Origin of the sequence: Trinickia sp. (assembly GCF_035492435.1) — a bacterium.
GTDB lineage: Bacteria > Pseudomonadota > Gammaproteobacteria > Burkholderiales > Burkholderiaceae > Trinickia.
In genome coordinates, this window is the sequence record NZ_DATJJF010000119.1 from 1 (window position 1) to 12417 (window position 12417).

The following is a 12417-nucleotide window of genomic DNA, read 5'->3' on the forward strand; positions in this document are numbered from 1 at the left end:
CTTCGTGAGCCCGATGAAATTGCGTGGCTTGTCAAAATCGGCTTCGCGGTACGCCTTTTTCAAGTAATCGCTGTACTCGCTTTTGTCGACCTTCACATTCGAAGCATCGACGTGAGCGCTTTGCCCAGCCTGCGCCCGTGCCTTCTGCTGCCTGACGAGATCGTCCACGTAGGCAAGCCGTAAGCCCGGCGTATCGATCGCGGGATCGACGCAGCCCGTGAGCTCAAGCTTCACTTCTGTCTTGTCGGCGAGTAGTTTCGCAATCGTATCCATTTTGCCGCGCGTAGCGGTGGAGAGCGCAGTGGAGCCAGGCGAGAACACGACATATTTCAATTGCTCAGCTTCAGCCGCTGTGCTGTCGCCGCCGCCAAGCGCGTTCGCGAGCAACGTGAACGGCGCTGTCACAGCCTTCTCGACCAAATGCAACACCGCACTCCAAATCAGTCCACCGAGGCTGAACTCCGGGTTCGACAGCGACCCTGACACCGGAATGTTCACGTCGATCTCTCCACGCCGGTTTTTCAGCAGCGCGATGGCGAGCTTCACCGGCAATTTCGTCGCCGTGTCATTCTCGACATGCTCGCCGAAAGTCAGTTGAGACACAAAAATGTGATTGTTTGCCTTCAGCACATCGTCGGCAAGCTTGTATTGCAAATCGACGTTAAGCGTGCCCTTGGTGACCGGATAACCGGCGTACTTCAGTGAGTACGGCGTCAGGTTTTGCAGTTGAATGTCGTGCGCACTCGCGCTCAAATCAAGTGACGGCTTTTGCGCAAGCGGATTCACGGTGCCGCGAATCGACATTGGACCGTTGCGGGCGAGCCTCGCACTGACATCGACCGGTGCGGACTCACGTCCGTCGGTGCCAAACGCGCCGATCGTGCCGGTAATATCAACGAGATTGCCGCTGTAATTCGGCTTGATGAAGTTGTCCGTGTAGGTGACGTGCCCCTGCTGCAGCACGATTTCACCAATACGCACACGTACCGGTGGCCGCTGTGACGCTGCAGGCGCCGGTCGCGGGTTTGTCGCAACAGTCGAGCTGTCACGATGCGTCACGCTCTCAGGCGTTTCGGCGGGTGGGTGATGCAGCACGGCGTTGATATTCAGCCGGCCTTGTGAATCAAGCAGCACGCCGCCAGAAAACTGCGAGAACGTGATGCGGCCGATGTCGATATCGGCGTCGCCTCTGCCATAACGGACGTTCGCCCCTGACACCGCCAGCGAGCGCCAGCCGGCGAGCTGCTGGGAATTCGCGGGGTCGAGCAGCCGAACATCGAGCAGCGCCGCGCCGCCGCGGTAAGACGCGCTCATGCCATGGTTCCCATCGGCGACCTTCACGTCACCCCAGGCACTCAGCAAGGCACTAGCGACCGTCGCTCTCAGGCTCTCACCGATGTACGGCGCGAGCGGTGCAACATCGAGCCGGTTCGCATGCAGCGTCAGCGCTGCTTCGAGCGGGCTCGGCGAGACCGTGCCCGAAGCCTCGAGCGAGCCCTTGCCATTGAGCATCGCTGCGAGCTTCACGGGCAGCGGACGCCTTATGTCATCGCTCAGGCCCCGCAGATTGAGCTGGATCGACGACAGTCGGACTGTCGCCGGGCGCAGTGGGGTTTGGTCGACGAATTCGAGCGTCCCGTTCTTCAAGTTCAGTTCGCCGATCGTGTAGCGCCAGCCCGGCTGCCCACCGGCTGCGGTAGACGCATTCTTGGCGCCGAGCTCACCCTCCCGATGCAGAGCTTCGCGTCGACGCCCGTGGTTTTCCTCCTCCCGCGGCGCCCCGTTGCCTGATGCAGCGCGCTCGCCGCCCGGCGCTGCGGCAAGTGCAGCGAGATCGATGCGTCCGTCCTTCGACCTCGCACCCGTCACCGAGAGCCCGGTCACATCGACGCTAGCGATGTCGGCCTTGCGCTCGGCGAGATCGATTCTGTTCAGCACAAGCTGCCCTTCGTCCAAAGCAATGGCAGGTGCGGGCGCATTACGCTCGGCGACGATGGGCGGCCCCGTCACCTTGACGGATTTCAGCGTCACATTGCTCTGCCCGACTTGTACATCGAACGGTGCCTTCGACCAGTCCGCCTTGAGCGCGAGGTTGGAGCCCAGCGTGCCGGCATCGATGCGCGCGGCCGTGACACCGCTCAAGTAGGGTTCGACAAGCGCCAGCGGCAACGCGTCGGCGACTATCTTCGCGTCGGCGGTCTTGGCCGCAATACCGAAAGAGCCTGTCGCCGACAGGGTACCGCCCTGCGCGAGCGCCGTGTGAGCATTGAAGCGCGCCGGGGCCTTTGAGAGCGTCGCAACATCATCGAGTGCCACGGACAATTGCGTGAGCCCGAGCGAAACGGGCTGCCGCGGAACGTGATCGTCGAGCGCGATGGCGCCGTCATTCAGTTCGAAATGCTTGATCGCCAAATCGAGCGGTGCTGCCGGTTGCCCCGTGGCCGCAGCATCCGACGCCGAAGACGCGCTCGGCGTTGTGAGCGCAGCGCCCGCGGATGCGCGCGGCGCGGCAGAAGACGACACCAACATGCCCGTCACGTTAAGCTCGCCTGCGTGGTCACGCGAAAGGTGCAGTGACGGCTGATCGAGGCGGATTGTGTCGAAATGATAGATCTGCCGCAAAGGCTCGAGCGAATCTGCGGCCACCTGCAGCGAGCGCGCTGCGAAAAAGGGAGCGCCTTGCGCATCGACGATGTTTGCGTTGGCGAGATCGAGCGTACCTGTCACCGTCAGCGCCGGTGTGGTACCTGTCATCACGAAGTGCAGCGAGAGATCGCCGGCCAACTTGCCGTCCTGCACCTTCACGGGCAAACGTGCAGGTGCATACGACCAGAGCTGCGGCACGTCCAGATCGGCAAACTTGAGTTCGACGTCAGATTCACGCGAGGCCACGAACGGCTTGGTTTTGCCGACAATGCGAAGCGGGCTGCCATCGATGCGAGCCGAGAAGCGCGGATCAACGAAAATATCGGTTTTCGACGGCAGCGTCGCGATGAACGGCACGCCGAGCGAGAGCTGATCGATGACGTGCTTGACGCCGGTCAGTCGATCGTCGAAGTCGATGCGACCATTCTCGACATCGATGTTCGAGACCGAGAAAAGCGCAGGTCCCGTCGACGGCTTCGACGGCTTCGAAGGCTTCGAAAACTTCTCGACGATATCGCTGAAGTTGAAGCGCTGCGCCTCATAGCGAACGATATTCGCGCGTGGCGAATCGAGTTTGACTTGGGTGACGATCGGTGCGAAGCGCAGCAACGAAAACCACGAGAGCCGTACGAACAAGCGCTCCGCGCTAATCAGATCGCCCGCACCACTGGCGTTGGCAACGTGCAACCGGTCCAATTCGAGCCGCAAGGTGTAAGGATTGAGCGCTACACGCTCGATGCGAGTCGGTCGGCCGAGGGCGTCGCTGAGTTGCCCTTCGGCGATATGCCGAATGAGCGGCGGCGCCACGAAAAAGCCGAGCAGGCCATATATCGCAATCGCGACGACGCCCACGACTGCAACATGGCGCGCGCGGCGCGAGCGTGTGGCCTCGCGTACCTTGACGAGCGTCTTCGTCATCCCAGCCTTCGTCTCGCTCGACATCCCCCCTCCGATCAGTGACGCACGAGCGCAGGCGGCGCCCAGCTACCATCGGCCACGGCCGGCCGTGGCGCGTAAAGCCGCATGACAAGCTCGAACGGGCCGTCCGGCGCCGGCAGCCAGTTTGACTGCCGGGCGCGTCCCGGCGAACTCGCCTGCACGTAGATATCGACCGAACCGTCACCATTGCGGCGCACGGCGTCGCGCGATGCGATCGAACGATGCGGCAGGCGGCCTTCAACCAGCGCGCCGTCCTTCGTGTATGCCGTCAGCGTCCACAACCCTCGCGCGGGCGGCAGACCGCCCGCAGGGAAGTGCAGCACATACCGGTAGCTGCCGTCCAGTGCCTGACCTTGCGCATCCTCGCTCGCCGAAGCGATCACTTCATCGTCCTTCGTACCGCTATCTGGCCTGGTATATGCAGCATAAGCACGCAACAAGTAGTCATCTCCGTAATGGCCGACCCCGTCGCCGAGCCACACCCATCCTTGGGCCGACAGTGCGTTGTCGGGAGCCGTTGCGATTCGAGTGCGCCCGTCGGCCAAACCGGCGGCGATGGCGTCTGCCGCGTCGCTCGGCAAATTCACAGGCTCGCCGGGTTTGACGCCCAAATCGGCCAGAATCGACAACGCATGCGGATCGGCGGGGGACGGTGGATTGTCTTTCAAGGCGTCGGCTAGCCGGCTGAAAAATGCGCCAGCATCCAGCGACGCGACAGAGACCATCTGGCCAGCCGGCGTATCTGCGAACGACGGCGGGATGCGATCTTCAGTACTTTCACGTCCAGCGGCGGCGTGCTCGGCGGCCATGCTGTGCTCGGTCCCTTTCGTCCCTTTCGCATGCTTGAAGCGCTCGCGCCGAGCGTCTTCGGCATCGAACATCGATAGCGGCATCAGGCCAACTTTCTGTTGCAACACGCGTGCCCCCGCGAGCTCGCGCGGACCCGCAGCGGCGATGTGCACTGAGAGCCAAAGCGTCTTGCCCGGAGCTTGAACACGCTCGGCGCCCTTCGGCAGCGTGCCATCCCAGCCCGGTGCCACGAACGCGATCATGCTCGCCTTCTTCAACCCGCCCTGCGGGGTGCGCTCGCTCGCGAGCGAGCCCGTCGACCAAACAACGTTCGTCCACATGTCGAGCACGCGCGCGTCGAGATAGTCGCCCTGCGTGACGGGCAAAACGAGCAGCATGGGCTCCGCCGTGAGGTCGACCCAGGCGAACGATGCCAGGGTATCGAGCTCGGCCTGCTCCGACCGCCCCGGATGATCTTTAGAGGCCGATAGTCCGCTCGCCCGATGCAAGGTGTTGATGCCGGCAAAACCCGGAGCGCTCGCTTGGGCGCGCGCGCTCGCCATGACGACAAGTGGATAGCCGAATACATAGGAATCCGAAACTTCAGCCATCGTCCAGCGGTGCTTGGGCGGCACCGAAGTTACCGCGGAAACGTCGGCAACGGGCGCTGGCTGGGCCGCGCACCCCGCGAGCACACCAACAGCAAGGCAAATGAGCCACGCCCACATCCGAATGGGCGAATTTGAAGACTGCATGGTTGGCATCGTCGTTGTCGGACAGGAAAACGGGGGCGCCCAAAATGTGCGAGAAGTCAGGATACTCGGCAATTTTGTGCGATCGCGCAAACGTTTAATCGTATCCTTGCACGGCCACTCAGAACAAGATGGCGGCATCGGTTCCGTGACGAGAATCGATGTCGCCGTCATGGTTTTTCGTTAAGTCGACGTGGACGCCGCCGGCAACGGTGGGATGGTTCGTGCTCACCGGCAAAGCACCGTAGGGTTCGATGAGGTCGACGAAGCGTTTCGTTTTCTTCCCAAACCTGTTCGTGCTGTAGTGCTCGCACGGGGCCGAAAGGTGTTGCAGGTCTTGGAATTAGAGAATGGTCGTGCAACGTGTGCGACTCGACGCTTGATCGAGATCGCAATACCGCCCGTAACGCCGTAACGTTCTCGCGGTCGGACGTGTCCGTCTCGCTGGATCCCCGCTCTTCCCGGGCCTTGCGCGGCAGCCGCAGGCTGAGGCGGGGAGGACGTCAATCAAGAGGCATGACAGCAGCCGTAGCCGTATGCGATCGATCGGTGCTTCGACGCGAGTGCGCGAATCGCGGCGCACGTCTAGCCGCGGGCGGCTGAGGGAGAGTAGCCAGCTTGGCATCCAGCGCGTCGGCCGCCTTGTGGACGTCGGCGGAAGCGACCGAGGCCTCATCGATAAAGGCAGCGAGTTCGGTCTGCTGCGCGCGCAACAGCGCCCCGGTCTTTTCTTGCGCCACCGCGCTTGCGTGCGCCGCGCGCACGGTCACAACCGTCTGCGCGATACCGGCCAGCAGCACGAGAAACAAAACGCCCGTCGCGATGGCGATGAGCCTGGTCGTCAGCCGACGAGCTTCGCGCGCCGCACGATGTTCCTCAGCCAGCGCAGCTTGCAGTGCGGCCACCGCTTGCGCCAACTCGTCGACGGCTGTCTTGCCGGCCGTGGGCCGCGAGGTCGATTCCGTGGCCGTCGGACGGATGAATTCCGCAGCTGGCACCGCCAGTGGTTGAGCCGGTGCTGGCCGACGCGTCGACGCTCCCCGTGTCGACTTCGCAGTTGACGGTTTGTCACTTCGCGGCGGCAGCCGGCTCGGTTCTTCGTGCAAGGCCAGCGGCGGCTCGACGACCGCCGGCTGGGTGGACGTCTGAGGATCAGTGGGGCTAGGCTCGGTTGCTTGAGGCTCGGTTGCTTGAGCCTCGGTTACTAGAGCTCCGGACGATTGCACCTCGGTCGATTGCCCTTCGGTCTGCCGATGTTCGGTTGGCGTAGGTTCTGTCGGACGAGCGTCGATCGTGCGGTCTTGAGTTGTTACCGCCCGTATTTGCATCTGCGCCTCAGGCTCTGCCAGCTCCAAAACCAGCGCCGCAACGGGTATCTGCCCGTCGCCGGCCGCCGGTTGCGGCATCGCTCGCTCTGGGGATGCCTGGCCCACCGCTGTGGATGGCGTCACGCCCAAAGTTGCGCGGTCTCTGAGCGACGCCAGAAGATCGGGAGGCGTCTCGAAGCCATCCAGCGTACGCTGGCGCGGATCAACGACCGTGGCGCGGCCAGCCCCAAGGGCGTCATCGGCCGGCAAAAGATCGAGAGGCACGCCGGCTGCCGCTGCGTCGTCGCCACGTGCCGACCGGGCGGCCCGAGCAGGCTGCTCGATGGCGAGCGCAGTGCGCGCCGGCCGCTTGTCGCCTTCGGATGATGCTGCGCGCGTGCGCCGTTTGGTGTTGGCAGGGCGCGAAGCGCCCGTAGTCGAAGATGCGGTGGAATCTGCCATAGCGTGAGAATAAGTCGCACCCGCGCGCCATCTGGTTCAATACATTGTTGGATTGGCGCGTTCGGCGAACGCGGCATTGTCTCATGATCGATCAGTGGCACCATCGAATGCATCGCGCGCGATGCGGCCCCGCCGTTTTCCTCCATGTTTCATACGGTTGGCTGCCGCCCGCCTGGTTCATGGACGCCAACACGCACGCTCCATTTCCGCCCTTCGGTGTTGGGCGTGTTGACTCCAACCCCGAATTTCGGGCCCGCATGCCGAGTCGAAAGACATAATTGAATTATCCTTGGCGCTTCGCGCACTGCTGGTACGCGCCCCGATCTACAAGCGATCTACGAGTCTGCCCCGCTGCCCATGTCGAACGCCACCGAGCCTGCCGCCGCGATTGCGGCACAAGTCGCCGCATTGCACACGCACTTCGCGCAGACGGTTCTGCCGCTTTGGCGCGGCCCTGGCTTTAGCCCGGCAATGCAGTTGCCCTACGAGGCAATGCACGCCGAAGACTATACGCCGCTGCCCGTCACACGCTTCCGGGCGATGGCCTGCGCACGGCAGCTGTTCGTCTTTTCTCTTGCGGGCGACGCAGCTCACGCGCAAGCCCTTTTTGCATCGCTGCGCAAATATTTCCGCGACGAGCACCACGGCGGCTGGTTTTACAGCATCGATGCAGCCGGCGCACCGCTCGACACGACCAAAGATCTTTACACGCATGCCTTCATCGTCTTCGCTTGTGCGCACTATTTGACAACATCCGGCGATCGCGACGCAGCCGAAGTCCTCGCTGATACGGCTTCGCTCATCGATTCTCGCTTCGCGGCAACGGATGGTCTGCTTCATGCGGCGCTGGACCAAAGCTTTTCGTCCGTGCGAAGCGGCCTCCTGCAAAACCCGCTGATGCACTTGACCGAAGCGTATCTGGCCGCGCACGAAGCAACGGGCGATACAGCCTTCGAGACGGCGCTCGCACGGCTCACAGAAGGGGTCGCACGAGCGTTCGTCCACACGCCGACTGGCGCGATCGCCGAACTGCCGATCGGCACGGCCGGCAACCGGCTGGAGCCGGGGCACCAGTTCGAGTGGTTTTTTCTGGCTGCACGGGCGGGCCGCGCCATCGACGGATCCGGGCTCTCGGCGGCGCTCGAGCGTGCGTTCGAATTCGCAGAGCGCCATGGCGTCGACACCCTGACAGGCGGCGTCTGCGCCGCGCTTAACGAGGACGGATCGGTACAGGACCCGACGCAACGAATTTGGGCACAAACGGAATACCTGCGCGCGCTTGCCACACGCCGGACCCCAACGGACGCTCGCGCGCTCGGATCGCAGATCGAGCGGTTTCGCGCCCGATTCCTTCATACACGCGGATGGTACGAATGCAAGACGGCCGGCGGCGAAATCGCGCGGGCCGACATGCCGTCGACGACGCCCTACCACCTTGCCACCGCTTACGCGTCGCTGCCGACTGACTCCGACGCACGCGCCAACCCCAGGCCGTAATCGTCTCGACGCCCCGTCGGCGCTCCGAGGAGCGCCAAGGCGGTTGGCGTCGCTCCCTTCGACTCCCGGACTGGCGAGCCCGATCGCCACCAGACCAGACCGGATCGATCGCCCCCCTTCGCAGGACCGACGGCCTGCACACCGTTGGGTGCGTGCGCGAATATCGAGCTGCCTGATAAAAGGTCGCACCGAATTCTTGCGTGCGTCGCGAACCGTTCCTAGAGTGGAACGAACACGACGCGGGGCCGAGCCCCGAGAGGCTCCCGATGACCGACTTTTTCGATCTCGCACGCGGCGCATTGCACGCGCAACCGTTCAGCATGCTGCTTGGCACCGAGCTCGTGCAGATCGGCGAGCACGGGCTGACACTACGCTTGCCGATTCGCGACGAATTGAGACAGCAACACGGCTTCGTCCACGGCGGCGTGATCAGCTACCTTGCAGACAACGCGCTGACTTTCGCCGGCGCGATTGCACTTGGGCCTCGCGTTGTCACCGCCGAGTACAAGATCAATTACCTGCGCCCCGCCGTGCGCGGCGCCCTGCTGGCTCGAGCGGAACTCGTCTACGCAGGGCGCGGCCACGCGACTTGTCAATGCCGCGTGTACGTCGTCGACAGCGACAAGGAAACGCTTGTTGCGCTTGCGCAGGGAACGATCAATCGCGTGGGCGATGGAGCGGGCGGCGCCGACGGCACATCGGCCGGGTCCACCGCAAGCGGCCACTCGACCGGGCGCTAGGCCCCTCGTTGAACGCTCGCCTACCCAGCACCAAACAAGCCAAGCTGAGCGCAGTTCGCGCGCGGGCCCCTCTTGCGCGACAAGCGTGCCTATGGATTGCGCGTTCGTCTAACGCTAAAATGGCGGCCCTTCGCAAAACCGCAAACCCCGAAACGCGCCTCGCGCCTGACGCGCGAGCGCGGTCGATCCGATCCCGATCCATGGCAAAACTTTTGACCGACTCCGAATTCCAGCGCTTTACTGAACTTCAGCAGAAGCAGGCAAGCTTCACCATTACGAGCGAGGAAGCCGACGAACTGCGCGGCATCGTCGAGCGTGCGCAGAAAACGCGCGACGACCGTGCCACTGCCATGAAGGCGATCGAAACGTACATCACGCAATTCGACATCACGCCTGACGAGCTGTTCTCGCCCGAGCAGATCGGCGAGGCGGCAAGGATCTACGGGCTCGTTGCGCCAGCGAGGAAGGAGCGCGTATTGCCGCCCACACTGACGTTCAACGGTAAGCCGTATCAATGGACGCGCACGCTTTCCGACGAAATTCGCATCCCGCTTTTCGATGCGTTCAAGGCGGGCGAATCGATCAAACGCTTCCTTGCGACACCGAAGGACGCACCGCGCAACGCCGCAACGATCGCGCGCCTGGAACGTGAAACGGGCGCTGTCTACGCTGAGGCGTGGCTCGAGGAGCTATCGATTTCGCGCACGCAAATCGACGAAGCAGCAGCCAAGCTGGCCGCATAGCACCGTTACACTGCCATCGCCACGGCCCGCGTGGATTCTTCACTAACGCCCCCATGCGACCTTACGGCCGATCATGGGTGCGGCGAAGGCTGAAGCGCAAGCCGAGCCGAGACAACACCCGGATCCTCAGACGGGTGTAGTTCGAAGCCGCACGCTTTGGCGAGTGCGAGCATGGCGGTGTTTTCGCGCAGGATCTCTCCGACCATGAAGCGAGTGCCGCGCGCACGCGCGTAATCGATTATTCGCGTCATCAATCGTTTTCCGAGCCCCTTGCCCTTTTGGTCGGAGCGCAGGGCAACGGCGAACTCGGCATACTCGTTGTCGGGATCGACGACGATACGCACGACGCCAAGCGTTCGCTGCGCACCGTGTGCATCGTTGGTCGTCGCAATCAACGCCATTTCGCGGTTGTAGTCGATCTGCGTCATACGCGCGAGCTGCGTGTGATCGAAACCTCGCACACTGCCGAAAAATCGCATACGCAAATCGTCCGGTGTCATAGCCGCGATCAGCGCAGCATGCGCCGCTTCGTCCTCAGGGCGGATCGGGCGGATGGTCAATTGCTCGCCACACCATTCGACCGCCTCTTCCAGATGACGCGGATACGGCACGATGGCGAGTCGTCCGCGCGACGGCGCCAAGCGAATTCGCGGATCGACGAGCTTCACCCGTGTCGATAAAACGTGCAGCACCGCCGTGAGCCCAACGATCTGCTCGATCGCGCACACTGCCTCTGACAAGCCCGTAAAGGCCGTCAGCAACGGCTCGTCGGGAACGTGGCGCTGCTGTGCAAAGCGGGAACGGGACAACACCTCGCGCGCCAGCACGGCATTCATAGGCGGCAGGCCGTAGATAACAAATGGCGCCGACACGCCGTCTGCGGACGCTGCGCAGAAACGGAACACGGGGCCGAACTGCGCATCGTCGCAAAGCTCGACGGTCATATCGACGACCGCTTCTTTCTTGTCCGCCCCCAACGGTAGTGGCGCCACTGCAGGCTCGATGGCGGGCCGCACCGGCACCGCCGTGATTCCCGCGCTTGCGCCCCCTGTGTCTTCACCGAGGCTGGTACTTGCCACCGCCACCCCAAACGCATCCAGAATACCGGCCGCGGCTTTGCCCGAGAGCACGGTTTGCCCCGCCGCCACAGCCGCACGCACTTGCAACTGCACCGCCTCGATGGACGCCGGTATTTGCGCGGGCAGTCCCGGCGGTGTCTGCATCAACAGTTCGCGGCCGAGCCGATATTCGACAAGACGCGCGAATGCGCGGGCGAGCCGCTGCGGGGTCGGGTGCACCGCGATACCGCGTGCGCGCAACGCATCGCGCCGCTCGGCATCGAGCCCGCCGAAGAAGCAGGTCAGCATGCCGCGGTAAGCGATCGATTGATTGTCGACCAGTACGCGCGCGACTTCCTCGACCGGTGCAGCGTGCGAAGCAGCGTGAATAACGAACGCGGTCCCCGTCTCGTCGTGCGGTGCCAAGGCTTGCATCGCACAGCCGAAGTGCTCTGGGCGCGCGTCGTCGCCGAGCAGCAGCGGGTTGCCGGGCCGCACATGCGGTAGCGCTGTTGCAAGCGATCGAGTCGCTTCCTCGGACCATTGCGCCAGCGCGCCCCCCGCCGCGGCGAACGCATCGGCGGCAAGCGCGGCAACGCCGCGATCGCTTGTGATGAGCGTTGCACTCGAGCTTGCGGCAATGCGCCCAACACCGAGTGTTTCAATCTCGTCGAGCAAATCGTCGATGGCGCCGACTCGCACCATGCCCGCGCGCCGGAATGCGGCCGTGTAAAGCGCATCGGCGGGGTCGCCCTTGCCGGTGCGCAGCACAAGCACCGGCTTATTGCGCGCGGCAGCGCGCGCCGCTGACATGAACTTGCGGGCCGAGCGCACGGTGGTGAGTTCGAGCAGGATGGCCCGCGTTGCCGCGTCGCTCGCCAGATAGTCCAGCACATCGCCCACATCGACGTCCGCTTCGTCGCCGAGCGCCACCGCGTGCGAGAATCCCAGGCCGCGTGCGCTTGCCCAGCCGATGACCGCATTCGTCAACGCGTTCGATTGCGATACCCACGCAACACGGCCTTCTTTCGCCATGCACCACGGCGCGCCGAATTGCGCATGCAACGAAGGCGTGATGACGCCCAGACTCGCAGGGCCTACGATGCGCAGCAGATGGGGGCGAGCGGCCTCGAGCGTCGCTTTCACAGCAGTGCAATCCGCATTCTGCGGCAGGCCATCGAGCCTTCTATCGCCGACGATGATCGCTGCGCGCGTGCCGATCCGGCCGAGCTTGCCGACGATATCGGGCCAGGTGTCGCTCGGTGTGCACACGAGTGCGACGCTCGGCGCCTCTAGTAGATCGCCCGTATCTCCGAACGCCGCTCGGCCGTCGAGTTCGTCGTATTTGGGGTTGACGGGCCACACCGGCCCCGAAAAGCCCCCCGCCAGCACGCGTGCCCACACGATGGCGCCCAGCTTGCCGGGACGTGGCGAGGCCCCGATCACAGCGACGGATCGGGGATTGAAGATCGCATCGAGATTTC

At 63.7% G+C, this 12417-nt stretch carries 7 protein-coding genes and 1 pseudogene; 4 read left to right on the forward strand and 4 right to left on the reverse strand.

Annotated elements, in window-relative coordinates:
- Together VL598_RS09075 and VL598_RS09080 are read right to left on the reverse strand one after the other, a co-directional pair.
- Window positions 1–3588 (reverse strand): DUF748 domain-containing protein (locus VL598_RS09075; RefSeq protein WP_325326380.1); only part of this gene is annotated, 3588 nt, incomplete at its 3' end.
- 11 nt (window positions 3589–3599) lie between these two features.
- Window positions 3600–5129: a DUF1254 domain-containing protein gene (locus VL598_RS09080; RefSeq protein WP_325326381.1), complete on the reverse strand. Its 1530-nt coding sequence runs from the start codon at window positions 5127–5129 to the stop codon at window positions 3600–3602.
- Window positions 5130–5411: 282 nt separating this feature from the next.
- Between VL598_RS09080 and VL598_RS09085 the strand changes: the two are divergent.
- Window positions 5412–5729: pseudogene (locus VL598_RS09085) on the forward strand (zinc ribbon domain-containing protein); the annotation flags it as partial.
- On the opposite strand, the gene VL598_RS09090 reads toward VL598_RS09085, so the two are convergent.
- On the reverse strand, window positions 5630–6895 hold the full coding sequence (locus VL598_RS09090; protein ID WP_325326382.1) for a hypothetical protein: 1266 nt from the start codon (window positions 6893–6895) through the stop codon (window positions 5630–5632). The pseudogene VL598_RS09085 and the gene VL598_RS09090 sit on opposite strands and share 100 nt — an antisense overlap.
- 357 nt (window positions 6896–7252) lie before the next feature.
- Here VL598_RS09090 and VL598_RS09095 point away from each other — a divergent pair, with 357 nt between their 5' ends.
- The 3 genes from VL598_RS09095 to VL598_RS09105 all read left to right on the forward strand — a co-directional run bounded on the left by VL598_RS09095 (window position 7253) and on the right by VL598_RS09105 (window position 9875).
- The gene (locus VL598_RS09095; RefSeq protein WP_325326383.1) at window positions 7253–8392 is read left to right on the forward strand and encodes an AGE family epimerase/isomerase; all 1140 of its coding nucleotides are present in this window, start codon (window positions 7253–7255) and stop codon (window positions 8390–8392) included.
- Between the two features lie 266 nt (window positions 8393–8658).
- Entirely contained in the window at window positions 8659–9132 is a 474-nt protein-coding gene (locus VL598_RS09100; protein WP_325326384.1) for a PaaI family thioesterase, read from the forward strand.
- A 200-nt stretch (window positions 9133–9332) separates the two neighbouring features.
- Window positions 9333–9875 (forward strand): hypothetical protein, encoded by a 543-nt coding sequence (locus VL598_RS09105; protein WP_325326385.1) that lies wholly within the window; start codon window positions 9333–9335, stop codon window positions 9873–9875.
- A 71-nt stretch (window positions 9876–9946) separates the two neighbouring features.
- Here VL598_RS09105 and VL598_RS09110 read toward each other — a convergent pair.
- Window positions 9947–12417 (reverse strand): GNAT family N-acetyltransferase (locus VL598_RS09110; protein WP_325326386.1); only part of this gene is annotated, 2471 nt, incomplete at its 5' end.

What these genes read in the sequence shown, in the direction of transcription:
- VL598_RS09080 (WP_325326381.1), bottom strand. Translation starts at nt 5,129, where the DNA reads ATGCAGTCTTCAAATTCGCCCATTCGGATGTGGGCGTGGCTCATTTGC.
- VL598_RS09090 (WP_325326382.1), bottom strand. Translation starts at nt 6,895, where the DNA reads ATGGCAGATTCCACCGCATCTTCGACTACGGGCGCTTCGCGCCCTGCC.
- VL598_RS09095 (WP_325326383.1), top strand. Translation starts at nt 7,253, where the DNA reads ATGTCGAACGCCACCGAGCCTGCCGCCGCGATTGCGGCACAAGTCGCC.
- VL598_RS09100 (WP_325326384.1), top strand. Translation starts at nt 8,659, where the DNA reads ATGACCGACTTTTTCGATCTCGCACGCGGCGCATTGCACGCGCAACCG.
- VL598_RS09105 (WP_325326385.1), top strand. Translation starts at nt 9,333, where the DNA reads ATGGCAAAACTTTTGACCGACTCCGAATTCCAGCGCTTTACTGAACTT.